This is a genomic window from Acidiphilium sp. MT5 (assembly GCF_054767495.1).
The window spans coordinates 114,446-138,930 of sequence record NZ_BAABMR010000007.1; the positions used below are offsets into that span (position 1 = coordinate 114,446).

Here is a 24,485-nt window from a genome sequence, read left to right on the forward strand (position 1 = left end):
ACGCTGGCCAACGCGCGAACGTCATCAATTTGTAAAAATCAAGACTCTGTCATCAGAGTTTCATTAGGTGCAACGCGGCGCGATCGCGTATCGGAACCCGCATGACAGCATCTCTAGTGACCCCGCGCTATCGCAGCGTGTTCATTTCGGACACGCATCTCGGCACTCGTGGCTGTAAGGCCGAGTTCCTCGCTGATTTTCTCCAGCGCGTCTCCACCGATCATCTTTATCTGGTCGGCGACATTATCGATGGCTGGCGGGTGAGCCGGTTTTGGTATTGGGATAAGATGCATGACGCGGTAATCACTGAAATATTGCGCCAAGCGCGCAGCGGCGCACGGGTTACCTACGTGCCCGGTAATCATGACGAGGCCGTGCGGCGGTTTCTGCCGCTCGGATTGGAAGTGGCGGGCATCAAGCTGCTCAACGAGGCCGAGCACCGCACCGCCGATGGCAAGCGCTTATTGGTGATCCATGGCGATCAATTCGACTCAGTGGTGCGCTATGCCAAAATCCTCGCCCTGCTGGGCGATTGGGCCTACACGGGTGCGCTGGTCGCCAATCGGTATTTCAACCTGATCCGCGCCCGGCTGGGCTATCCGTACTGGTCGCTATCGGCCTATTTGAAGCGGCAGGTGAAGGAGGCGGTGAAGGCGATCGACCGGTTCGAAACCGCCCTCGCCGCCGATGCGGCGGCGCGCGGCTTCGATGGCGTGGTGTGCGGTCATATTCACCATCCGGAAATGCGCATGGTCGATGGTGTGCTCTACATCAATGATGGTGATTGGGTTGAAAGCTGCACCGCATTGGTCGAGCATTTCGATGGCCGGCTTGAGCTGATCGATTGGGCAGCGTTGAACAAATTCTCGTTCGTAGCGCCGCGCAAGGCAACGCCGCGCCGCGTAGTGATGGATGCCGAACCTGCCTGAACCGGGGAGGATTTTAATTATTTCGGACGCGTGGCACCCGCAAGTCAACGGGGTGGTGCGCACACTCTCCATGGTGGCGGAACGGCTGATCGCAGCGGGCGATGTGGTATCGGTGATCGGGCCAGATCGATTTCGCACCCTCCCTTGCCCAACCTATCCGGAAATTCGACTCACCATTGGCGGTGGCCGCCGATTACGGCGAATGATCGAGGATTTTTCGCCCGATGCGTTGCACATCGCCACGGAAGGACCGCTCGGCCTCAGCGCGGCGCGCTGCGCCCGCTCACTCGGGATGACCTTTACCACCGCCTACCATACGAGATTTCCCGATTATCTCGCCGCACGGCTGCTGGTGCCGCGCCGCATGGCCTATGCATGGTTGCGCCGGTTTCATCATCAAGGCGCTGGCGTGATGGTTGCCACCACCGGGCTTGCGACCGAGCTGGCAGCGCGCGGTTTTGACAAAACGCTGCTCTGGTCACGCGGTGTCGATGCCACCTTGTTTCACCCGAGCCGGGCCACGCCCCTGCCCTATCAGAGGCCGATTTTCCTCTCGGTCGGGCGGCTGGCGGTGGAGAAGAACCTGCCCGCTTTTCTTGACCTCGCTTTGCCCGGCAGCAAGGTGATTGTCGGCGATGGCCCAGCCCGCGCTGCATTGGAGCAGCGCTATGCGGGCGCCCACACGCATTTCCTTGGCACGCGGCAAGGCACGTCCCTCGCCAGCCTATTTGCCTCCGCCGATGTGTTTGTGTTTCCCAGCCGGACCGACACATTCGGCTTGGTCGTGCTTGAAGCCCTCGCCGCCGGGACGCCGGTTGCGGCCTATCCGGTCGCCGGACCGCGCGATGTGATCGGCGGCGCTGAACCGGCAGTCGGTGTGCTTGATGAGGATTTAGGGGCCGCTTGCTTGGGCGCGTTGACCATTAATCGCGATCATTGCCGCGCCTATGCCGAACACCACTCATGGGAGTCGTGCGCGCGGTTATTTCGCAAAAATCTGGTCGCCATTGGTTCCGCCCGCGCCGCCTCATTTCATTGAGCAGCGGCACGGGTGGTATGCCGAAATCAGCCGGCGTGAACCGCCTTGGCCGCTTGCACGATGGCGGCGAAGCCCTCGGCGTCATCATACGCCATGGCGGCCAGCACCTTACGGTCAAGCTCGATATTCGCGAGCTTCAGCGCATTGATGAACTGGCTATAGGTCATGCCGTGCTCGCGCACCGCCGCATTGATGCGCTGAATCCAGAGCGAGCGGAACTCGCGCTTTTTTACCCGGCGATCACGATAGGCGTAGCGCAACGCCTTTTCCAGGCGCTCCAACGCGATCCGGTAGCTGGTCGAGGACCGGCCAACGAAGCCCTTGGATTGATCGAGAATTTTTTTGTGACGAGCATGGGCGGTAACGCCCCGTTTTACGCGTGCCATGTGCTGCGCTCCTTAATTGAGACCGTAGGGGGCCCATTGCTTGACGGTTTTGCCGTCCTGCTCGGGCAGAGCCATGGTGCCGCGATTGGTGCGCTTCATTTTTTGCGAGCGATTGATCAAACCATGGCGCTTATTGCCATGACCGGCCAGCACTTTGCCAGTTGCGGTGATTTTGAATCGCTTTTTGACCGACGATTTGGTCTTCATTTTCGGCATTTTCTGTCTCCTTATCTCCGTGCCCGCTCGGCGGGTGCGCGGTGTGCGGCCGGGCATGCCAACTGGCCCGGACTCGCGACGGGATCGCGCGGAAGCCCGGCTTTTACACAGACCAGCAGGCCGACGCAAGCGCGGTGCCACAAATCGGCCCCACGACCGAAAATGCTGCAATCGCACATTGAACGCGACCGTTTAATTGGTTAACGTCATCAAGACGGATCGGGTTGCAATCACGGGCAAACAAATTCGCACCGGGATCGCCGGTTGAATGATTATCGGTTGAGTTTCAATTGATTGGATGATGATGAAAAAATCGCCCCCCGCAGCCCCGACCCGCCGTGCGCCACGCCCGACAATGCGGCCCATTCTCGGTTTTCTCGACCGGATCGAAGATGCGGAAATTGCGGGATGGGCGTTTGACCCGATCGATCCAGCGACGCCCCTAACGATGCGCGTGATGATCGATGGTGCCATTGCCGACGTGCTGACCTGCGACGTCAACCGGCCAGACGTGTCCGCACTCAACCTGCCGAGCACCAAAGTGGGTTTCGAATATGCGATCCCGGCCAAGTATCAGGACGGGCTACGCCATGTGCTGTCGCTGGCCGGGATTGACGGCGTGCCGATCCATCTACCCGGGCGCGGCGGCATTATTTTACCTGAATTGCATTTTTGCCTGACCCGGCAAGTCCGGATCGATGGCGTGCTTGACGGCTTGGTGGATGGCTTGATCCAGGGCTGGGCGCTGCGCGTTGATCAACGCAGCAATGAAAAATCGGGCGGCGTGCGGTTGATGGTGACGGCCCAAGGTCAGCCGCTGACCGAGCTTGTCGCCGATCAATTTCGCGGCGACGTTGCCGAGGCCCTCGGCTGTGATCCGGCGTGCGGCTTTTCCTTCGTGCTCCCCCCGGCGCTGCGACTGGGCCGCCTGGTCAAGCTCGATTTTCACGCGATGCCTGAGCGTGTGCAGCTGCGCGGTGCGCCGATTGAGATTAGCGTGCCCACATCCCAAGAGCGCAGCCAGATCGCCGCGATGATTGAGCGAACCGATGAGATGTTTCGGTTTGCCTATAATTTGCGCCGCGACCTGAAGGCCGCCCTGCCCACGGATCGCTATTCTTTGGCCGATTATCCGAGCTGGGCTGAGCAAAACGCCCCCTTGATCCTCCCCCGCGCGACCCAGCGCTACGGCGGGTTAACCGCCGAACCGCGCGTTTCCGTGCTGTGCCCAGTTTACCGCCCGGTGCTCGCGGAATTTCTGGCGGCGGTCGATTCGGTGCGTGCGCAAACCTATCCGCATTGGGAATTAATCCTGGTTGATGATGCCAGCCGGGACGATACGCTGAGCGCGACCCTAGCGGAGCTGGCTAAGCTTGATCCGCGCATTCGGGTGCTCACCCAGGCGAAAAATGGCGGCATTGCCGCCGCGACCAACTTGGCACTTGGCGCGGCCCAGGGCGATTTCGTCGCGTTTTTCGATCATGACGATGTCATGATCCCGTGCGCACTCGAAGTGATGATGCGCGCTCAGGCGGCAACCGGGGCGCGGCTGCTTTATTCCGACGAAGATAAAATCGATGCGCGCGGGCGGGTGAGTGAGCCGAATTTCAAACCCGATTTCAATTATCGGTTCTTGCTCGACCTCAATTATGTTTGTCATTTGGTGATTGCGGAAACCGCCTTGGTGCGCGCAGCGGGCGGGCTTGATCCGCGCTTCGATGGTGCGCAGGATCATGATTTGCTGTTGCGCCTGACCGAGCATTTGCGGGCGGACGAGGTTCATCACGTCGCCGAAATTTTGTACCATTGGCGCATCACCGCCCAATCCACCGCAGGCGGTGCGAGCGCCAAGCCGCGCGCGGCCCTTGCCGGCGAGGTGGCAGTTGCCGAGCATTTGAAGCGCCGCCGCCTCGCGGCCAAAGTCGAACGGCGCGGGGCGCTCACATGCTACCAAACCCAGTTCACCAGTCAGGCCGATCCGGGCGTGTCGATCCTGATCCCGTATCGCAATCACATTGCGTTGACCCGCCAATGCGTCGAGGCGATCCGCAAACACACCAGCGGCGTGAAATATGAAATCATTTTGCTGGATAATTGGTCCGATGGCGTGGACGCTGAAAAATTTGCCGTCGACCACGGTAATCTGCCCGATACGCGGGTTTTGAAAATCGCAGAGCCATTCAATTATTCAGCGATCAATAATCGCGGCGTCGCCGCTGCGCGCTATCCCTATTTGCTGTTTTTGAACAATGACGTGTTTGTCAAAGACGAAACCTGGTTGCGCACGCTCTTGAACGAAGCCCTGGCCGATCCGGGTGCTGGGGCGATCGGCGCCAAATTGCTCTATCCGAATGGTACGGTGCAGCATGCCGGTGTGGTGCTGGGCGTGGGCGGTGTGGCCGACCACGCGTTTCGCGGCCTTGGCGCCGCCGAACCTGGCTACGTCGCCCATGCCATGACCGCCCGAGAGGTGGCTGCGGTCACAGCGGCCTGCATGTTAGTGCGGCGTGATGCTTTCGAACAGGTGGGCGGTTTCGATGCCGAGGAGCTGGGCGTTGCGTTCAACGATGTTGATTTATGCTTGAAGCTCCGCAAAGCCGGATATCGGATTTTATTCACCCCGGACGTGGTTTGTGAGCATCGCGAGAGTATGAGCCGGGGTGATGATCTCGGCGAAGAGAAATTGGCGCGCTTCATGTTGGAAAATGAGGTGATGCGCGTGCGCTGGGGTGATACATTGCCGTTCGATCCGTTCTATAATCGGCAATTTGCCCGGGAGGGCGGGGTTTATCGAGATTTGCGCATCATTGAGCCGACGCAGGAAACACCCTGGCAGCAACTGCCCAAGGCCACAGACATCATTGCCCCGGCCATGGCGGCGCGCGCTAGCGCGGCCCGCACTCACGAGCCTCATTCTGAAAGTGCTGTGCGCACGAAGAGCAAGCGTGGACCGCGCAATGGAAGCTGACCTTATTTTAGCCGCCATGCACCACCCATGACGGTCGGCGAGGCCGCACCGCACCGGCATCTCTGCACCGATTGCGGGATTTCGCGCACCGATGATCCTAAGCGTTGCGGGCAGGCCTGCCAATTCATCAAACCCGACTATGACCGGCTGGAAACCCAAGTTCATGGCCGCACCCGCGATCCGGCGCGGCCCGATGAGTTATTTTTCGGGCCGTTTCAGCGCATGGAGCGCGCCACGCTGCAGCCCCCGCGCGCTGGCGCCCAATGGAGCGGCATCACCACCAGAATCGCCGAGAAATTGCTGGAAACTGGCCAGGTTCAAGCCGTTTTGACCATGGTACCTGACCCGGATGATCCATGGCGGCCCGTGCCAGCCTTGATCACCCAAGCCAGCGACATGGCGCAAGCGCGCGGCATGCGCATGGGCTACGCGCCCTTGCTCGCCTTGTTAGAGCCCGCCCGCGCGCAAGGCTACCGGCGGCTCGCGGTGATCGGTATTCCTTGCCAAGTTTACGCCTTACGCGCTCTTGAGAAATCCCTTGGATTTGAGCGCCTCTATGTGGTTGGCACGCCCTGTTCGGATAATACCAGCACTGAGAATTTTCATCAGTTTCTGGCCTTGTTATCCGACGCGCCGGAGACCATCACCTATCTGGAATTTCGCGCTGATTATCATGTTGAGCTGCGGTTTCGCGATGGGCGGCGGAAAATCATTCCGTTTTTGCAATTGCCGATTTCCAAACTGCCACCCGATTTTTTCCCGCTCACCTGCCGCACCTGCGTCGATTACACCAATGTGCTGGCGGATATCACCATTGGGTATATGGCCGGCCAAGGCGAGCAATGGATGATCGTGCGTAATGCACGCGGTGCGGAACTGGCCGCACTGCTCGGCGATGAGGTCAAGATCACGCCATTGCAAAGTGCCGGCAAGCGGCACGGGGCGGTGAAGGGCTTCATGGTCAATACCGAACGGGCGGCGGGGGGATTGCCGCTCCGGCGGATGCCAGGTCCGTTACGCCTGATCATGGGCTGGTTGATGCCAAAGGTCGGGCCGCGCGGCTTGGAGTTTGCGCGCACGCGCGTTGAAATGAAGGCGATTGAGACGGTGCTGCATTTGCGCCGGGCAGAGCCGGCGCGGATGAAATCAATGATCCCGGCGCATGTTTGGCGGCTGGTCGCACCCTATGGGCTTAGCCCCAAACCCGGCGAGCGCACGCCCGGCGCCGATTAACCCCGCATCGGGCGGTTCATTGGGCGGCGGGCGACAATACCGCACAACCGGTTGGTGCCGAGCGCAGGCGTTCACAGGCACTCAACGCTGCCGTCTGCGGCAGATCGATATAGCGGGCGCGATAGAGCCGTCCGCGCGGGGTATTCACGCTGATCACCACCGGCTTGCCTTTGATCAACATCTGCACCGCTGACAATTCGGCAACCCCCAAGGCGGCCTTGGCCTGCGAGGGCGTGTTATAGGCACCCACCTGGATCGCCCAGCCGCTATGGTGAGGCGGAATCACCATGGTCGCCGGGCGCACCGGTCGGGGCAGCGGCGGCGCGGTGATCACCGGTTGCGGCGGAATATAAGGCAGCCGGGTTGCCGCCTCAGCGCTCGGGATCAAAGCGAAGCCGCCGCTATGCCGAACCGGGGGTGGGACTGAGGACGGCGGGACTGAGGACGGTGGGGCAAACGGGGTTTGCTGAGCCATTTGCGGCGGCGGCGTGAGTGACGCCACCTCAATCGGCGCCGGTGCGGCTACAGGTGCGGCGACGGGTGCGGGGGCTGGTGCGCCGGATTGGTTCGGCGTGGTTTGCTGTGCGGCGGCTAGCGCCTGTTGATTAAGCTGGTCAGTGGCCGATGAGCCATCCCCCGTTCGCATGCCCGGCGGCATCGTCGCGGGCAGGCGGTTCATCGCTAGCTGGACATTGGGCGTCCCAGCCGCGTTTGGCGCCGCCGGATAGATGCCGCTGATATGCGGAGCAATCATCGCCACATATTGCCGCGTGGCGTTGGGCAGTGGCTGACGGTAATCCAGATAATTATCCAGCCGCCCCGGTCCTGCATTATAGGCGGCGAGAAACCCCGGCGAGCCGTAAATTTGATACATTTCGTGGATATAGGCGGTGCCAGCCATGATATTGTTATACGGATTATACGGATCGCTGCCGAGCCCGTATTCAGCCGCCATTTCACGATAGGTCGCCGGTTCCAACTGCATCAATCCCATCGCACCGGTGGGCGAGGTGGTGAGATGACCGCCGAGATATTCATGCCCGCCGGATTCGACGCGCATGACCTGGCGGATCCATTGCTGCGGCACGTCAAACCGCTTTGACGCCTGCCGGATATACGGACCCCACGGATCACTCGGCGGGCCGGGCGGCGCATAACTGCCGGATGCGGCATTGGCATAGCGCGAGGCTTGGCCGGTCGCGGATAATTTCGATGAATGGCTGGCGCAGGCCGACAAGAGCGCCAAGGCGGAAAATAGAGCGGCACGCTGCAACAGCCGCACCGTACGGCGTTTGGAGAAATCGAGGACGGCAGACGCCGTGATTGCCATGGCGCAGGGTCTTCCAAACTAGGCGGATCTGACGATCCGCGTTGCAACAATTTTGCTCCGCCAGACGCTGCGGAGTTGACCAAAGTAAAACCAACGCTGCCGATGATGACCGCCAGCGCATCAAAGCCGAGATCCGGAGCAAAGTTCGTGCGAATTCTCAGCGGATCGATGTAAGCTGTTATCTTATAGGCGAAATTATGGCAAGCATTAGTTTAATTTGCTGGGGCGCGCCGAAATCCAGTATGCGGTGTCCGCTGATTGAGATGACCAATCCGTAAGATTGCGCTAAGGACAGCGAATGAACCCGCTTTCCCGATCATATTTCAGGGCCGCCGCATTGTTCACCGCCGTCGGATTGACCTCATGCGCACGAGCGGTAACGCCTGGGCCTTTGGCCGCCGACCCATCGGCCACTCTCTCGGCGTCTTCGATCGGACCCAGTAAAATCCTGGCGGTTCGGCCCGTGAGCCGCATAGGTGCCGGTGGCGTGTCAGGCGTTCTCGCGATCATTGGTGCGGCTGATGCACCGCGCGAGGCGGGGCAGGAAGTGATATTGCGCGATGCCAATGGCCGGGTTCTCTCAGTCCTACGCCCGGCCGACAGCTCAGCGCCCGGGAGCCAAGGCCCGCACGCGGCGAATGAAATTCCCGACAGCTAAAGACCGGTTTGGTTGAACCGCCAAGCCGGTTCCTGTATCGCCACTCTATGGACACGCAACTTGTTAATCCTGAGCCAATCGATCCGGGTGACGGCGCGCGCGCCGACGTGATGACGGGGCCTGGAGCCAGCGTCATGGTGCGTGATGACGGACAACCGAGCGATATGCCCGCGCTGATCCAGCCCAATTCTCGGCTGGTGATCGTCGCCGGGCTCGGCATGATCGGGCGGTTGCGCTTGGCGCTGACTGACCTTGCCGATACGTGGCGGTTGCGCCGTCTGGTCGCGACTTTGGCGTTTTTGGATATTCGGCTGCGCTATCGCGGCTCCTTGCTGGGGCCGTTTTGGCTGACCTTGTCCACCGGCTTGATGGTGGGCGCGTTGGGATTTGTTTATTCGCATCTGTTCCACACCAACTTGCACACCTATTTGCCATTTTTGTCGCTTTCGTTGGTTTTGTGGAATTTTATCAATGCCTTGGTGACGGATGGGTGCCTCGCATACACGTCCAATGAGGCGATGATCCGCGCTGCGCGAATGCCGTTATCGCTCCATGCCGCCCGCTCGGTGGCGCGCAACGTCTTGGTGCTGGGTCATAATATTCTGGTGATTGTGGTGGTGTTCACCATCATGAATGTATGGCCAGGGCGCGTGGCCCTGATGATGCTCCCCGCCTTCGCGCTCTGGATGGTTGATGGGCTTGCCATTTCGATCCTGCTGGGTGGGTTTTGTGCGCGGTTTCGCGATGTGCCGCCGATTGTCGCGAGCGTGATGCAAATTGCCTTCTTCGTCAGCCCGATCATCTGGAGTCCGGAAATTCTGGCGCATCGCGGCATTGGCATCGTGCTGCTCAACTGGAATCCGTTTTACGCGCTGCTCGAAATCGTCCGTGCCCCGCTGCTCAACCAAATGCCAACCCTCGCCACCTGGGGATCGGCCTTGGGCTATTCGGGCGCGCTGGTGCTGATCACGGCGGTGTTTTTCACCCGCGCGCGCAGCCGCATCGCGTTTTGGATTTAACCGATGACCCGGATCAGTGTTGAGCATCTCTCGATCGACTTCCCGCTTTATCACGGCGAGAGTCGCAGCCTAAAGAAAACCGTGTTCGCCGCCGCCGCCGGGCGCCGACTGGGCCAGGATGGGCGTAAACGGCTGGTGGTGCAGGCGGTGCGCGATGTCGATTTCGAGCTGCATAGCGGGGATCGGCTCGGGTTGATCGGCGCCAATGGCGCGGGCAAATCCACATTGCTGCGCACGCTTGCCGGAATTTATGAGCCCAGCGGCGGGCGCATCACAATCGAGGGCGCTCTATCGGCGCTGCTGGACGCCTCCCAGGGGATGAATCCCGACCTAACCGGGCGGGAAAATATCCGGCTGCGCGGCCTCTATAGCGGGCTGCGCCCCCAGCAGATCGAGCAGTTGGAACAAGACGTCGCGCAATTTGCCGAGCTTGATGATTTCATCAATCTGCCGGTGCGCATCTATTCCTCCGGCATGGTCGTGCGTCTCGGTTTCGCGCTTGCCACCGCGATCCGGCCACAGATTTTGCTGATGGATGAGTGGATTTTGGCCGGTGACGCCGCCTTCATGGGCCGGGCGCGGGCGCGTTTGGAGTCAATGGTGCAGGGTGCCGAAATCCTGGTGCTCTCAACCCATGCGCCTGATGTGGTGATGCAATGGTGCAATCGGGTGATCTGGCTCGAAGGGGGCCGCGTGCGCGCCGATGGCACACCCCACGAGATTTTGCAGCAATATTTGCCGAGCGAGCAATTCGCCCAGGCCGCCATGGCCCTCGCCGCGCGCACCAAACGCGAGGCGGACGGCATGGCTAATCAGCAAGCCGCGTGACCGGCTGAGTCCGTCCGCCGCCATTTGCAACAATCTGAAACATCAATATTTTTTATTATCAATGACTTATAGAGAAATAATCAGAAATATTCATTGACTTTCCGTTGCCATAATTCCCGACTAGTGTGCGCTGCAACGAGATATGGGGTTTTGCGGTAATGTGGCGTGAACGGGATCAGATGATGAGAAACCAAAGCCTGTCGACGATGCGTGGTTATCGCCGCGGGATTGCGCGGCCGATTGGTTGCGAAGGTATTGGTCTGCATTCGGGCACGCCGGTTGCGATGCGGTTTGTGCCGAGCGAAACCGGCTCTGGCATCCTGTTTCACCGCACCGACATCGGGGTAAGCATTCCAGCACGCTATGATTACGTGGTGGAAACTCAGCTCAGCACCACCATCGGGATCGGTGAACATCGGATCGGGCTGGTCGAGCATGTGATGGCCGCGTTGGCCGGGCTTGGCGTTGATGATGTGCGGGTTGAGGTCAACGGGCCGGAATTGCCGATCTTGGATGGATCAGCCGCCGAATTCGCGTTTTTGCTCACCTGTGCTGGCATCATCGAGAGTGATATGCCGCGTTCGACGCTCGATGTGCTCCGCCCGGTGCGGGTGATCGATGGCAATGTGATGGCGGAACTGCATCCGGTCAGCGCTGGCGAGCCAAGCTTCCCGATGGCCCTCACCATTGATTTTGCTGACGCGGCCATTGGCCGCCAGCATTTGGCGCTGACGCTGGACGCTGAAATGTTCCGCCACGACCTTGCGCCGGCGCGCACTTTTACCCTCGCCGCCGAAATCAAGGCGCTGCGGGCGGCAGGATTGGCGCAAGGCGGCAGCCTCGCCAATGCAATTGTTGTTGATGCCGGACAGGTGGTTAATCCGGAAGGGTTGCGCTGGCCGGATGAATTCGTGCGCCATAAAATGCTGGATGTGGTGGGTGATTTGGCCTTGGCGGGCGCGCCGATCCGGGGCCGTTTCATTGGCGAGCGAACCGGCCACCGGATGAATAATCGGTTGCTGCGCGCTTTGTTTGCCAATGCCAATAATTACCGGATCACCACGTCGGCGCCGGTTCTGGCGGCGGTGGCATAGGCCAAATTGATAAATACCCGCCGCAGCATCGCGGCGGGTTCACCACCTCTCATCAGGGCGCAAGATCGCGATCACATCGCATATGATTGCGAACAGCGCTTGACCTCATCCCGATTCACCTTGATCTAGAGATCATGTTTTCAGCATTCGAGCGCCTGATCAACCCCACGGCGCGTCCGCCACACGGCCCGTTGCCGCATGTCGGCGAAGATCGGGCTTTGCTCCGGTTTTACCTCAATTTTTTGCGGCAAATTCCCTGGTTGGTGGCCGGATTATTTCTCTCGGGGATTCTGGTCGCCCTGCTTGATCTGACCATTCCGCTGTTCATCGGGCGCGTCACCTCGCTGCTGTCGCACGAATCGCCACCAACATTGCTGGCCGATCATTGGCGCGGCTTTGCCGCCATGGCCGCGATTTTGCTCATCGGCCGCCCCGGCGCACGGTTGCTGCAGGATTTGATTACCAACCAATCGCTCGCCGCCGGGTTCAGTAATTTGATCCGCTGGCAAAATCATTTTCACCTGGTTCGACAAAGCTGGAGTTTTTTCCAAAATGATTTTGCCGGGCGCATCGCCAACCGGGTGATGCAAACCGGGCCGGCTTTGCGTGAAAGCATGGTCTCGGCCACCAATGCGGTGTGGTATATCGCAGTGTATGGCTCGGTCGCGACGATCGTGCTGGGACGTGCCGATTGGCGTTTGGCGGTGCCGATTTTACTTTGGTTTATCGCTTATGCCGCGCTGATGATCTATTCCGTGCCCCGCCTGCGCGACCGCTCAAAGGCGGTGTCTGAAGCACGCTCAGCCCTCACCGGGCGCATCGTTGATAGCTACACCAACATCCTCACCGTCAAACTTTTCGCCCGCGCCGCTGATGAAGATGCGTTCGTGCAAGACACGATTGAGCGCCACACCGAAAAATTCCGCAGCCAAATGCGCATGGTCACCGGCTGGATTTTCTCGCTCACCGCCCTGAACGCCGCGATGGTGACCGCCACCGGCGCTGTCGCCATTGCGCTCTGGGTGCATCGCGCCATTGGGCTGGGTGCCGTGGCAACCGCGCTGCCGATGGCTTGGAATATCGCCAATATGTCCGGCTGGATTTCCCACAATATCTCGATGATTTTTGAAAATGTCGGGGTGGTGCAGGATGGCATGCGCTCGATTGCGCAGCCGCGCCAGATGGGTGATGCGCCTGACGCAGTGCCTTTCAGATTCAAGGCCGGGCGTATCCGCTTCGACCAGGTGAGCTTTGATTATGACCGTGACCGGCCCGAAGGTGCGCGCGGCGGCGTGCTGCATGAGCTGAGCCTGGACATCCAGCCGGGCGAGCGCGTCGGGCTGGTTGGCCGCTCGGGCGCGGGCAAATCCACCCTGGTCAATCTGTTGCTCCGCTTTTTCGATCCCGCGACGGGCCGCATCACCATCGATGATCAGGACATCAAAGGCTTGACCCAGGAAAGCCTGCGCGCCGCCATTGGCATGGTTACGCAAGATACGTCGCTGCTGCATCGCTCGATCACCGAAAATATTCGCTATGGCCGTCCTGAAGCCTCGATGCAGGATGTGATCAACGCCGCGCGCGAAGCCCATGCGTTGGAGTTCATTGAAGGTTTGGAGGATTGGGACCAACGGCGTGGCTTTGACGCGCATGTCGGCGAACGCGGCGTCAAGCTGTCCGGCGGGCAGCGCCAACGCATCGCAATTGCGCGGGTGATTTTAAAGGACGCGCCGATTTTGGTGCTGGATGAAGCAACCTCGGCTCTGGATTCCGAGGTCGAGGCGGCCATTCAAGAGCAGCTCACCGGGCTGATGGAAGGGCGCACCGTCATCGCCATTGCGCACCGGCTCTCCACCCTCGCCCGGATGGACCGGGTGGTGGTGCTGGATGCCGGGCGCATCGTTGAACAGGGCACGCATGACGCCTTACTGGCGCGCGGCGGGCTTTATGCCAGCCTTTGGCAGCGCCAATCCGGTGCCATGCGGCTCGATGCCTGATCCAATACTTGATCCGCTGCTTGATCCGATATTGGGGGCGATGTTCAGTTTTTGGAAATCGAGCAGGTATTAATCCCAAACAGCCGATAGGCCGGGCAGAAACGGAACGCCGCCGTCGCCAACGGCACCACGCCAAGCCAGCCCCATGGGGTATGCGGGCCGACAAAGACCAGCGAGATCAGCAACAAACCGAACACAATGCGCAAACCGCGATCGATATTGCCAACATTCATGACGAAACTCCTTTCGAGTTGAGCGCAGCATAGACCGTTGGCGGTGCGCTGTCGGTGACTATGTCACACAATCCCTCGCGCCCGCCGTTCTAGCCCCGCGCGATCCAGAATAGTCACCTGACCCCGCGCCAACGCGACCAGACCGTGCCGCGCAAAATCCTCCAGCGCCCGGCTCACCACCTCGCGCGCCGAGCCAATCGCGATGGCAAGGGCGCGATGGGTGATGATGAGCTGCGCGGAGGATCCCGCCGCCTGCAAAATCGCCGCCGCCAAGCGAACCGGCAAAGGGATATCGGCCAACGCCTCGATCCGCTGCATCAGAGCCATCAGCCGCGCCGTGCAGCCTGCCAGCACAAAGCGGCGAAACGGCGCGGACTGCGCCATCACCCGATCAAACGCCGAGGCCGGCAACAGCAACGCCTCAACCGGCCTGACCACGCTGCCCTGCGCCGCGTAAGCTTCGGCACCCAACAGGCAGGAGGTGCTCATCACACAGGTCTCGCCTGGCTTGATTTCGTAAAGCAAAATATCGCGCCCCGCCCGGGTGGTCAGTTCCACCCGGACTGCACCGGCGAGCAGGATCGGGAAAAATTGACACGCATCGCCGGGCCGAAACAACACATGGCCGCGCTCCAGCGAAACCTTCACCGCCCCCGCCGCCCGCACCGGTTCGATCACATCAGTCAGCGCCATTTTTGCTCCTTCATCACCGCTCATAACAGGATCGGATGTGCCTGCGCATGGGTCCTATACCATGAAACCTGTTGCACCGGCGCAGCGACGGCCCATTTCGCACCCTATAACCCTGGGAGACCTCGCCGATGGCTCATGTGCCGCTTCTCTTGCAGCCGATAGAATTTCGCGGCGTCACCGCCAAAAACCGCCTCGTTGTTTCGCCGATGTGCCAATACAGCGCCGTTGATGGTCTGGGACAGGATTGGCACCTGCAAAATCTGGGTGCCAAAGCCTTTGGCGGTCCTGGCATTGTGTTCACCGAGGCGACCCATGTGTCGCCTGACGCGCGGATCACCAATGGGTGCCTGGGGTTATGGAATGATGCGCATGAGGCGTTTCTGACACGACTAGCGCACCTGATCGCGCAATCGGGCGCGGTGCCGGCGATGCAAATTGCCCATGCTGGGCGCAAGGCGAGCAGTTGGGAGCCATGGCGCGGCGATGGATTTAACGCGCCTGGTGTCGATGGCGGCTGGCTGCCGGCCGCACCCAGCGCCGTCGCGTTCAGCCCGGATCGCCCAGTGCCGCACGCGCTAACGGTGAGTGACATTGCCGCCATCGCGGCGGACTTCGCCGCGAGCACCGCCCGCGCGCGGCGTGCCGGCTTCAAAATTATCGAAATCCACGCCGCGCACGGCTATTTGCTGCATTCATTCCTCTCGCCCGTGAGCAATCAGCGCACCGATGGTTATGGCGGCTCGCTCCATCATCGCGCCCGGCTGTTGATGGAGATTACCGATGCCGTGCGCAGCGAATGGCCGGCGGATTTGCCGCTGTTTGTCCGGCTATCCTGCGTGGACTGGATCGAAGGCGGGTTAACCCTTGAGGATAGCGTGCAAATCGGTCAGTGGTTGCAGGCGCGCGGCGATGTCGATCTGATCGATTGCTCGTCCGGCGGTGCGTCGCCCGCACAAAAAATCACCTCGATCCATCCCGGCTATCAAGTGCCGTTCGCCGAAGCACTGCGCCACCGGGCCGGAATCGCGACCGGGGCGGTCGGCATGATCCGCACCGCCGATCATGCCGCCGAAATCATTGCCAATGGTCGCGCCGATCTGGTGTTTGTCGCCCGCGCCTTGCTGGCCGACCCCGCTTGGCCGCGTCGGGTTGCCGCTGAGCTCGGCCACCCCTTCATTGACCCGCCGCAATATTTACGGGCGACGCCTGCTTAGGCTCCGTGCCGCCTTTACACCGAAAAATACTTGGCGTGCGGATTGATCACCACAATTGCACTGGTCGATTGCTCGGGGTGGAGCTGAAACTCGTCAGACAGCGACACCCCGATGCGCTCGGCATCGAGCAAACGCAGCAATTGGCTTTGATCTTCTAATTTCGGGCAGGCCGGGTAGCCAAACGAATAGCGTGAGCCGCGATAACTCTGCGAGAGCATTTTCTCCATATCGCGGTCATCCTCGCCAGCAAAACCCAACTCGGCGCGGATGCGTTTATGGGTATATTCGGCCATCGCCTCCGCCATTTCTACCGAGAGCCCGTGCAGATAGAGATAATCCTGATAGCGATTATCGGCGAACCAATCACGCGCAATCTCCGAGGCTTTTTGCCCCACCGTCACGATTTGCAGCCCAATCACATCACGCTGATCATCCTCAATATCGCGGAAGAAATCCGCGATGCACTCACCATCCTCGCGCGGCTGACGCGGCAGCGAAAAGCGTGCAATTTCGGTTTGACCATCCTGCTCGAACAAAATCAGATCATTGCCCTGCGCTGCGGCTTTCCAGTACCCGTAAATCGCTTGCGGCTTCAAAATTGCCTCAGCGTCACAGAGGGCGAGCATGCGTTTCATGATCGGGCGTAATTCCTGACGCGCCCACCCCATGAAATCATCGAGCGACTTGCCCTGCTTGCGAAATCCCCATTGGAATTGGAACAAGCTGCGCTCATTGATATACGGAATGATCGCCTTCGGTGCCGCTTCAATCATCCGCGCCCCCCAGAATGGCGGCTGTGGTATCGGCTGATCGGCCGTGAGGCGCCGACGCCGCGCCTGCGCCGCCTGCACATCAACCGGCGCAAAACCGCGCTGATCCGCCTGACCAAGCGTTCGGCGTGAATTGCGCGGCTTGTCTTTGCGTTTGACTTGCAGCGCCGCCAAATAATCATCAAAGCCGTTGCCAGTCACCCGATCCATCAAATGCAGCCCATCGAACGCATCGCGCGCATAGGCTACGCGGCCACTGCTATACGCCGCCACGCAATCTTCCTCGACATAATTGCGCGTGAGGGCGGCCCCGCCGAGCAAGACCGGAATATCCAAACCCTGACGCGACATTTCCTCAAGATTTTCGCGCATCACCACTGTGGATTTCACCAATAGCCCGGACATGCCAATGGCATGGGCATGATGCTCACGCACCGCCGCCACCATATCAGCCAGCGGCACTTTGATACCTAAATTAACGACGCGATAGCCGTTATTGGTGAGAATAATATCGACCAGATTTTTGCCAATATCATGCACATCACCCTTCACCGTCGCGAGCACGATGGTGCCTTTCTCTTGCCCGGCGACGCGCTCCATTTTTGGCTCCAGATACGCCACCGCCGCCTTCATGGTTTCCGCCGATTGCAACACGAAGGGAAGCTGCATTTTGCCCGCGCCAAACAGCTCGCCCACCACCTTCATGCCATCAAGCAAAATATTATTGATGATATCGAGCGGCGGATGGCGGGTTAACGCCTCATCAAGCTCATCGGTTAGACCTTTCCGGTCGCCATCAATGATCCGATCTTTAAGCCGGCCTTCGACCGTCTCGGCGCGGGTTTTTTTGACCGCATCCGCTGCTTTACGATCCGCAAACATTTCAAGCAGACGCTGCAACGGATCATAACCTTCGCGACGCCGGTCAAAGATTAAATCCTCCATCACCTCGACTTCGGCGGCGGGGATCAAATGCAGGGGGCGAATTTTGCTCACATGCACAATCGCACCCGTCATGCCGGCACGCACCGCATGATCGAGAAACACCGAGTTCAACACCGCGCGCGCTGCCGGGTTGAGGCCAAACGAGATGTTCGACAGTCCTAGAATAATCTGAATGTCGGGAAATTTTTCCCGGATCAGCTTAATCCCCTCCAGCGTCCATTGGCCCAATTTGCGATCATCTTCGTTGCCGGTGGCAATGGTGAATGTCAGCGGATCAATCAGCAAATCACTCTGGGCGAGGCCATGCTGTGTGCAGGCAAAATCGACCAACCGCGAGGCGACGGCCAGTTTTTGCGCCGGTTCCTTCGCCATACCCACCTCATCAATCGTCAAGGCAATGACGGCGGCGCCGAATTTTTTCGCGAGCTTCAGGCGTTCATGCGCAACATGCTCGCCATCCTCAAAATTAATCGAGTTGATGATCGGCTTGCCGCCATGCAGCTTGAGCGCTGCCTCAATCACCGGGGTTTCCGTTGAGTCAATCACCAACGGCGCATTCACCGATGAGGTGAACCGGGTGATCACCGCATTCATCTCGTGCAATTCATCACGCCCGACAAAGGCGGTGCAAATATCAAGCGCGTTAGAGGCTTCCGCGACCTGCTCGCGGCCCATGGCAACGCAGCCATCCCAATCGCCTTGCTCTTGCAATTCGCGCCATTTTTTTGATCCGTTGGCATTGCAACGCTCACCAATCGAAAAATAACTATTTTCTTGTCGCAACGGTGTTGCGCCATACAGGCTCGCAACGCTGGGCACCCAAATCGATTTGCGCAACACCGGCGTAGGGCGAAGCCCACCCAAGCGCTTGAGCATCGCATCCAACGCCTCGATATGCGGGATTGAGGTGCCGCAGCAGCCACCCACCAGGTTAACCCCGTCTTCCACCACAAACCGTTCCATCCAGCTCGCGAGTTCCGGCCCGCCTAACGGATAATGGGTTTGGCCATCGACCAATTCAGGCAGCCCGGCATTGGGCTGCACGGAGATCAATCCGGGCCAGTTTTGCGCGAGATATCGCACATGCTCGGCCATTTCTTGCGGGCCGGTGGCGCAATTCAGGCCAATCAACGGCACATCGAGCGCGTGGATCACCGTGGTCGCCGCCGCAATATCAGGGCCGACCAGCAAGGTGCCGGTGGTTTCCACCGTCACTTGCACAAAAATCGGCGTGTCCTTGCCCAGTTCAGCGCGGGCGATTTTGGCGCCATTGACCGCCGCTTTGATCTGCAACGTGTCTTGGCAGGTTTCGATCAGAATCGCATCGACGCCGCCTTCAATCAGCCCCCGGCATTGCTCGGCAAGTGCTGCTTCGAGTGGATCATAGGGAATATTGCCCAAACTCGGCAGCTTGGTGCCCGGCCCCACCGAGCCGATCACGAAGCGATGGCGGCTATCGGCAAAGCTTTCTGCCGCCTCGCGCGCCAATTCCGCCGCGATGCGGTTAATCTCGCGGGCGCGGTCGCCCAATTGGAACTCCTCCAGCGTAATCGGCGAGCCGCCGAAGCTGTTGGTTTCCACCATATCCGCGCCCGCCGCGAAATAGCCCCGGTGAATGTCACGCACCAAATCGGGGCGTGAGAGATTCAACACTTCGGTGCAATTTTCCTTGTCCCAATAATCGCGCTCAACATCGAGCGTCAGGGCTTGCACGCGCGAGCCCATGCCGCCATCGCAGAGCAGCACACGGTGTTTCAGGGCCTCAAGCAGATGTGGTTTGGTCATGATAGAGAGCCATATAGGAAGAGTCTGGGGAATCCAACGTGGGCGCGGACAGGCATGGCGGAGTTGCGATGACGGCGGATCAACGCATTACCATTGAATTTGGTGAATTTGGTGAATTTGGCGGGAAGCTGCGCGCGGACGATGCCGTGCTGATTGCCGGGGATGCGCCAGCACCGGTGGTTGCGGCGGTCGAGCGGTTTTCGACCGGCCCGGCACGCGGGCACAAGCGCGGATGTTATTGCTGCGCGCCGCGCAACCAAGCCGCCTTGGCGTTAAACCGGCTGTTTCTGGCCCGGGCGCGCGGCACCGTACCGTGGTTCAAGCGATTGATTTTTATTGGTGATGAAGCGGCCCAAGCCGAGCTGCGGGCGGCCCTTGCCGATGATGTATTAAGCCGCGCCCGCTTTGTCTTAACCGACCGCGATGTGACATTTTGTTAGTTATATTGACATCCGAACATGATGCGCCTATTCTCCTCCTCATAGCAGAGGAGCAAAACCATGGCGGAACGTCGCAGTTGGACCGAGGCAGCCGACAACACCATCATCACCATGCGCGCCGCTGGCGCCACCTGGGCTGCCATTGGCGTGCAGCTCGGCTTGTCGCGCAACAGCATCATCGAACGAGGCCGCCGCATCAACGCCCATGGCGGCCCGGTGCGGTGCGCTCGGCCTCCGCGCGCGCCGTTGGATGAGCCAAACCGTGGGTCGCTACCCGCCGGGCATCCCATCGCCTGGCAGGTGCTGACCGAGGGCACTTTGCTCGATGGAACACTGTATGTGCCGCTCTCCGCCCGGCGGCTGGAGCGCCTGTCGTGACCGAACTCAGCATCCGGCAAGTCCGCGCCCGCCCGCCAGGGGCCGTGCTCGGCTCGGGCCTCACCACCACCCCGCGCATTACCGGCGGTGCTGACATTCTCAATGGCCCCGACCCGCTGCAGGATTTGATCGATCGGCTGGAACATGCCGGCGCAACCTTGCTGGCCCTGCCCGCGACCGGGCCCTCAACGCGCCTGCGCATGACGCGCTATGATTGCGTGCAAGATGCCGTCACCGCCTATGGCTGGCAGCCAACCCGGCTGCGCCCGCCCCACCCTTCCAACCACGCGATCGACCAGATGGATGAAAGCTGGTCCTGGCTCGCGCTGATCCCCGAGGGACAAGCGGTGATCCGCCGGATTGTCGGTGCGCGCGCCTTGGTCCACCCGATCACGCTGCGTCATCTCTATCCGTGGCGGCGTCTCGCCACCTTGCTCGGCGCTGACCATAAATCGGTCCAACGCTGGCATAAGGAGGGGTTGCGCTTAATCCTCGCCGGGCTCGCGCTCTCAGCGCGGGTTGGGGCCGAGCGCGCTGCCGCCGGGAAATAGATAATTACTGGCAAACATTGTGGCGTGATTGGCGATTGGCATCGGCGGGAAATGCGCGAGCAACGCCAAAGTGCGGCGCGGACCCCGCGTGAAATCAGGGCTGGTCAATGCCTGCACCGCCCCGGCCTGATCGCCACGATTGAGCGCTTGCGAGGCCCCGACCAAATCATCCACCACATCCTGCGAGGGCGCATCAGCCGGAATGCCAAGCCGGGCGCGCACCGCCAATCGTGCTTGCAGCATCTGTTGCTTGGCCAGACTATTCATGCCCAACCAGCGCCCGCCCGTCGCAAATTGCCCGGCCATCGCATCAAGCGACGCCACCGCCAACGCCATTCGCGCCGGATGACCCTGCATGGCCTGCGGATGCGCAAAGGCAAAGGTTGCATCATCAATGGCAGCAATCGCCGGGTCTTCCCCAACCACGCTGCGGGCAAAACTATTCACCGGCATATAACCGACCGAGGGCCCAGGCGCTTCCAGCGCACAGCCCGCCAGACCCAGCATCAGCGTAAGCGCGACCCCCCGGAGCGCCAGACGAGGCGTGAGAGCCGAAAAAATTTCTTGCAAAGACCAGCGCATGGTTAGTAGCATTGGGGTTCGTGCGTCATTGTCAATATGGCTGAACCAATTGTGATTTTGAACCTTTTCGCGAGACACACACGCCAGGGTCGCCATTGCCCAAGCACGAAAGTGATTGATTTTATTAAATTAGGAGCCTTTGGTGATTGAACAGGCGCCGAAACCAGACCGAATTATCGTTAGCGATTACCCTAGCGACCGGCTCCTGAAATTAATGGTCCTCGGTTACGGCTCTGAGGGGGTGATGAACATCACGACCGGCTTGGCCAAGGTTCATGCGCCTTTTTCGGTGGCAAGCCTGCCTGCATCCGCATGGCACCCGATTTTGATTGGATTTGTCTGGATTGGTTTGAGTGTCGCTACCCTATATGAGCGCGTTCTGCGCCCAACGCGCATTGAACTCTCGCCCGCAGGCGTCACCCTGGTCAAAACCTTTCGCCGCAAACAATTCTGGCCGTGGCGCATATTAGAGCCATTCCGCCGTGGGTCGCGGCCATTCAGCATCGAGGCACCACGCACCGATGATCCCTCAGCGATGGTTTATCTGCCCGAATTATCGATCAAAGGCGACGAAAAACTGGCCACGGTCCTGAACATTTATCGGGCGGCGTTGACCTGATCACGCAACGCCTGGCGCGCCTCGGCCGGGTCTGCGAGGCCACAAGCCGATGCGAGCGCGAGAATGACGATGCTGAACAGCGCAATGCCGACCATCAACCCAAGATCGGAAAAAAATCCGCTCCCCTTGGTCAAGCCCGGCGGGCCAAGCTGCGCGAAGCCCCATAGGCCGCCGAAATAGGGCGCTAACCACCAGACGCCACGCCACGCCACATGGCCAAGCCCACGCTGTTTCACGCCCTGCACCAGCAAATAAAGCAGCGTCGCGATCAGCACATACCCCATCACCATTGTCGCGGTGTGGGCCCCGGTCCATACGATGATGCAATTCGCCACAATGAAGGCGAGCCCCGCCAACGGCACGCCAAACGCCAGGGTGAACGGGCGCGGATAGTGTGCGAGCGGCGCGGTGCGGCGCAGCGTGATCAGGCTCACCGATGCCATGCCATAGGAGAGCAGCGCGGCTGCCGAGACAACTTTGATGATCGCCCGCCAGGATGGCAGCGGCAGCAAAAACAGCACCCCGACCGCAAAGGTGATCAACACGCCGATCACCGGAACCCCGTTGCGCGAGAGCCGCCCCAGCGGCAAGCGGGTCAGGCCCTCATGGCCGGTCGCGAATAATAATCGTGGTGTCGACGCAAAGCTGATGATCGCCGTGCCGGCGGGTGAAATGGCGGAGTCGAGATACAGCACCACCGCGAGCCAGCTCATGCCCGCGAGCGTGGCCAAACCGGCGAACGGGCCGGACAGGCCGGTGAAATTCAGCCCGGCCCAACCCTGCGCCAGATCATGCGGCGGAATCGCCCCGATCAGCGCAATTTGCAGCGCGGCATACAGCACAAACCCGATCAGCACCGAGCCAATGATCGCCACCGGCAAATCGCGCCGTGGCCGCTTCGATTCGCCCGCCAACTCAATCGCCTGACGAAAGCCGGTATAAGCATAAATAACCCCGGATCCCGCAACAGCGGCAAACACCCCCTCCGCGCCGCGCGGCGCAAATCCATGCGCGGTGAAATTGCCGGGGGAAAATTTTGCGCCGAGAAAGGCCAAGGCGGTCAAAGTCGGGACGGCAATTTTAAACAATGTCACCACGCCATTGACCCGCAGCACCAGCCGGATCGCCAGCATGTTGATCGCGGCGAACAGGGCGAGCAACAGCACCGCCGCCGCAAAACCGGTCCCGTTCAGCGTGCCGCCAGCCGCCACCAATCCCGGCACGAAATTATTGGCATAGGTGACAACCGCCGTTGCCTCGGCGGGCGCGGCGGAAAGATACCCCAGCAGCACCACCCAACTCATCACCGTGGCAAGCATCGGTCCGTGGCTCAGCTTGGGCAGGGCAATCACCGCCCCGGCCCGGGGAAAAGCGGTAACCAGCTCGGCATAGACAAATCCGAGCAACATCACCGCAGCCCCGCCGATCGCCCAAGCGATCAAGGAAGCCGGACCCGCCATTTGCGCGGCATGCAGCGGGCCGAACAGCCAGCCGGAGCCGATAATCCCGCCCATGCTGGCCAGCAGCAGCCCGCCCAGGCCCGCCTCGCGCCGGAGCGCGCCGCCCGGTGATGGCATGCTCAACGATCCATGGGTGCGGACAGGTCCAGCATCAAGCCGATATTCTGCACCGCCGCCCCGGCGGCGCCTTTGCCGAGATTATCCAACCGGGCGACCAACAAGGCTTGGCTTTCCGCCTCGTTCTCGAACACATAAATTTCCATCACATCGGTTCCAGCCAGCGTCTCGGCGGGCAGGCGCTGATCAGCCGGCGGGCGGCGGAGCCGCACATGCGGGGTCGCGTGATAATAATCATCGAACACCGTGCCGATTTCCCGCACCGTCGGGCGACCCGGCAGCGCCTCCAGATGCAACGGCACCATGACCAACATGCCTTGCCGGAAATGCCCGACCGAGGGCACAAAAATGGGCCGGGTGGTCAGCCCGGCATGGCGCACGATTTCCGGGATATGCTTATGATTGAGCGAAAGGGAATAAATCTCGAACGCAGGCCCGCCCACCTGTTCGTGATCCGCAATCATCGCTTTGCCGCCCCCCGAATAGCCCGACACGCCTTGGATGGTGAGCGGATGATCGGCTGGGATCAGCCCGGCATCCACCAACGGGCGCAGCAAGGCAATCGCCCCGGTCGCGTAGCATCCGGGGTTCGCAACACGCGACGCTGCGGCAATTTCGCGGCCATGACCGGCGGTCAGTTCGGCAAAACCATAGACCCAACCCGGCGCGGTGCGATGGGCGGTGCTGGCATCGAGCAATTTCGGTGCCGAAGCGCCCAACCCTTCGATCATGCTTGCCGCCTCACGCGCCGCTTCATCGGGTAGGCACAACACCACCAAATCCACCGCCGCCATCATCGCCAATCGCGCCGCCCGATCGCGCCGTGCGGCGGGGTCCAGGCTACGCACCGCGATACCGGGCAGGCCACGCAAGCGCTGGCCAATCTCCAGCCCAGTGGTTCCGGCTTCGCCATCGATGAACAATGTTTTGGTCATGTGCATAATCCTTCTTCGGCCATGCTGGCACCAAACGATGCGCTGTGCTAGGCGAGCGCGACATTC

Annotated in this window: 23 protein-coding genes; 14 read left to right on the forward strand and 9 right to left on the reverse strand. The window is 60.5% G+C overall.

Going from position 1 to position 24,485, the window contains the following annotated elements; genetic code table 11:
• Positions 1 to 101 precede the first annotated feature (101 nt).
• Together ACYUCQ_RS09315 and ACYUCQ_RS09320 are read left to right on the forward strand one after the other, a co-directional pair.
• Positions 102 to 929 (forward strand): UDP-2,3-diacylglucosamine diphosphatase, encoded by an 828-nt coding sequence (locus ACYUCQ_RS09315; RefSeq protein ID WP_460254253.1) that lies wholly within the window; start codon positions 102 to 104, stop codon positions 927 to 929.
• Complete coding sequence (locus ACYUCQ_RS09320; RefSeq protein WP_460254254.1) at positions 913 to 1,968, forward strand: glycosyltransferase family 4 protein; 1,056 nt, start codon at positions 913 to 915, stop codon at positions 1,966 to 1,968. The genes ACYUCQ_RS09315 and ACYUCQ_RS09320 overlap by 17 nt, the downstream gene beginning before the upstream one ends.
• A 26-nt stretch (positions 1,969 to 1,994) precedes the next feature.
• On the opposite strand, the gene rplT is transcribed toward ACYUCQ_RS09320, so the two are convergent.
• Positions 1,995 to 2,354: a 50S ribosomal protein L20 gene (rplT, locus tag ACYUCQ_RS09325; protein WP_460254255.1), complete on the reverse strand. Its 360-nt coding sequence runs from the start codon at positions 2,352 to 2,354 to the stop codon at positions 1,995 to 1,997.
• 12 nt (positions 2,355 to 2,366) lie between these two features.
• A complete protein-coding gene (rpmI, locus tag ACYUCQ_RS09330; RefSeq protein ID WP_460254256.1) occupies positions 2,367 to 2,570 on the reverse strand; it encodes a 50S ribosomal protein L35 in 204 nt (67 codons plus the stop codon).
• A gap of 304 nt (positions 2,571 to 2,874) precedes the next feature.
• On the opposite strand from rpmI, the gene ACYUCQ_RS09335 reads away from it, so the two are divergent.
• Positions 2,875 to 5,538, forward strand: a complete 2,664-nt coding sequence (locus tag ACYUCQ_RS09335; RefSeq protein WP_460254257.1) for a glycosyltransferase family 2 protein — start codon at positions 2,875 to 2,877, stop codon at positions 5,536 to 5,538.
• A 27-nt stretch (positions 5,539 to 5,565) separates the two neighbouring features.
• Positions 5,566 to 6,771: a Coenzyme F420 hydrogenase/dehydrogenase, beta subunit C-terminal domain gene (locus ACYUCQ_RS09340; RefSeq protein ID WP_460254258.1), complete on the forward strand. Its 1,206-nt coding sequence runs from the start codon at positions 5,566 to 5,568 to the stop codon at positions 6,769 to 6,771.
• Between the two features lie 16 nt (positions 6,772 to 6,787).
• On the opposite strand, the gene ACYUCQ_RS09345 is transcribed toward ACYUCQ_RS09340, so the two are convergent.
• Positions 6,788 to 8,101: a transglycosylase SLT domain-containing protein gene (locus ACYUCQ_RS09345; protein WP_460254259.1), complete on the reverse strand. Its 1,314-nt coding sequence runs from the start codon at positions 8,099 to 8,101 to the stop codon at positions 6,788 to 6,790.
• Positions 8,102 to 8,564: 463 nt separating this feature from the next.
• On the opposite strand from ACYUCQ_RS09345, the gene ACYUCQ_RS09350 reads away from it, so the two are divergent.
• The 5 genes from ACYUCQ_RS09350 (at position 8,565) to ACYUCQ_RS09370 (ending at position 13,697) form a co-directional block, all read left to right on the forward strand.
• On the forward strand, positions 8,565 to 8,759 hold the full coding sequence (locus ACYUCQ_RS09350) for a hypothetical protein (RefSeq protein ID WP_460254260.1): 195 nt from the start codon (positions 8,565 to 8,567) through the stop codon (positions 8,757 to 8,759).
• Positions 8,760 to 8,806: 47 nt separating this feature from the next.
• Positions 8,807 to 9,778 (forward strand): ABC transporter permease, encoded by a 972-nt coding sequence (locus ACYUCQ_RS09355; RefSeq protein WP_460254261.1) that lies wholly within the window; start codon positions 8,807 to 8,809, stop codon positions 9,776 to 9,778.
• A 3-nt stretch (positions 9,779 to 9,781) separates the two neighbouring features.
• A complete protein-coding gene (locus tag ACYUCQ_RS09360) occupies positions 9,782 to 10,606 on the forward strand; it encodes an ABC transporter ATP-binding protein (protein WP_460254262.1) in 825 nt (274 codons plus the stop codon).
• Between the two features lie 206 nt (positions 10,607 to 10,812).
• Positions 10,813 to 11,700 (forward strand): UDP-3-O-acyl-N-acetylglucosamine deacetylase, encoded by an 888-nt coding sequence (gene lpxC / locus ACYUCQ_RS09365; RefSeq protein ID WP_460254263.1) that lies wholly within the window; start codon positions 10,813 to 10,815, stop codon positions 11,698 to 11,700.
• A 134-nt stretch (positions 11,701 to 11,834) separates the two neighbouring features.
• Positions 11,835 to 13,697 (forward strand): ABC transporter ATP-binding protein, encoded by a 1,863-nt coding sequence (locus tag ACYUCQ_RS09370; protein WP_460254264.1) that lies wholly within the window; start codon positions 11,835 to 11,837, stop codon positions 13,695 to 13,697.
• 44 nt (positions 13,698 to 13,741) lie between these two features.
• Here the strand turns inward: ACYUCQ_RS09370 and ACYUCQ_RS09375 are convergent, their stop codons facing one another.
• Complete coding sequence (locus tag ACYUCQ_RS09375; protein WP_460254265.1) at positions 13,742 to 13,930, reverse strand: YgaP family membrane protein; 189 nt, start codon at positions 13,928 to 13,930, stop codon at positions 13,742 to 13,744.
• Between the two features lie 63 nt (positions 13,931 to 13,993).
• A complete protein-coding gene (locus ACYUCQ_RS09380) occupies positions 13,994 to 14,623 on the reverse strand; it encodes a Crp/Fnr family transcriptional regulator (protein ID WP_460254266.1) in 630 nt (209 codons plus the stop codon).
• A gap of 128 nt (positions 14,624 to 14,751) precedes the next feature.
• Between ACYUCQ_RS09380 and ACYUCQ_RS09385 the strand changes: the two genes are divergently transcribed.
• Entirely contained in the window at positions 14,752 to 15,837 is a 1,086-nt protein-coding gene (locus ACYUCQ_RS09385; RefSeq protein WP_460254267.1) for an NADH:flavin oxidoreductase/NADH oxidase, read from the forward strand.
• A gap of 14 nt (positions 15,838 to 15,851) precedes the next feature.
• Here ACYUCQ_RS09385 and metH read toward each other — a convergent pair whose 3' ends face one another.
• The gene (gene metH / locus ACYUCQ_RS09390) at positions 15,852 to 19,337 is read right to left on the reverse strand and encodes a methionine synthase (protein ID WP_460254268.1); all 3,486 of its coding nucleotides are present in this window, start codon (positions 19,335 to 19,337) and stop codon (positions 15,852 to 15,854) included.
• Between the two features lie 68 nt (positions 19,338 to 19,405).
• Here metH and ACYUCQ_RS09395 point away from each other — a divergent pair, with 68 nt between their 5' ends.
• From ACYUCQ_RS09395 to ACYUCQ_RS09405, 3 genes are read left to right on the forward strand one after another with little or no spacing between them, the layout of a single operon-like run.
• Positions 19,406 to 19,777 carry a hypothetical protein gene (locus ACYUCQ_RS09395; RefSeq protein ID WP_460254269.1) on the forward strand — a complete coding sequence of 124 codons (372 nt, stop codon included), beginning with the start codon at positions 19,406 to 19,408 and terminating at the stop codon, positions 19,775 to 19,777.
• A gap of 60 nt (positions 19,778 to 19,837) precedes the next feature.
• Entirely contained in the window at positions 19,838 to 20,155 is a 318-nt protein-coding gene (locus tag ACYUCQ_RS09400; protein ID WP_460254270.1) for an AsnC family protein, read from the forward strand.
• Positions 20,152 to 20,706 (forward strand): DUF6362 family protein, encoded by a 555-nt coding sequence (locus ACYUCQ_RS09405; protein WP_460254271.1) that lies wholly within the window; start codon positions 20,152 to 20,154, stop codon positions 20,704 to 20,706. The genes ACYUCQ_RS09400 and ACYUCQ_RS09405 overlap by 4 nt, the downstream gene beginning before the upstream one ends.
• Here ACYUCQ_RS09405 and ACYUCQ_RS09410 read toward each other — a convergent pair.
• Complete coding sequence (locus ACYUCQ_RS09410; RefSeq protein ID WP_460254272.1) at positions 20,665 to 21,288, reverse strand: hypothetical protein; 624 nt, start codon at positions 21,286 to 21,288, stop codon at positions 20,665 to 20,667. The two genes, ACYUCQ_RS09405 and ACYUCQ_RS09410, sit on opposite strands and share 42 nt — an antisense overlap.
• A gap of 244 nt (positions 21,289 to 21,532) precedes the next feature.
• Between ACYUCQ_RS09410 and ACYUCQ_RS09415 the strand changes: the two genes are divergently transcribed.
• A complete protein-coding gene (locus ACYUCQ_RS09415) occupies positions 21,533 to 21,907 on the forward strand; it encodes a hypothetical protein (RefSeq protein WP_460254273.1) in 375 nt (124 codons plus the stop codon).
• Here ACYUCQ_RS09415 and ACYUCQ_RS09420 read toward each other — a convergent pair.
• Positions 21,886 to 23,484, reverse strand: coding sequence for an APC family permease (locus ACYUCQ_RS09420; protein WP_460254274.1), 1,599 nt, complete (start codon positions 23,482 to 23,484; stop codon positions 21,886 to 21,888). The genes ACYUCQ_RS09415 and ACYUCQ_RS09420 overlap by 22 nt on opposite strands.
• A gap of 2 nt (positions 23,485 to 23,486) precedes the next feature.
• The gene (gene argC, locus ACYUCQ_RS09425; protein ID WP_460254275.1) at positions 23,487 to 24,425 is read right to left on the reverse strand and encodes an N-acetyl-gamma-glutamyl-phosphate reductase; all 939 of its coding nucleotides are present in this window, start codon (positions 24,423 to 24,425) and stop codon (positions 23,487 to 23,489) included.
• Between the last annotated feature and the right edge of the window lie 60 nt (positions 24,426 to 24,485).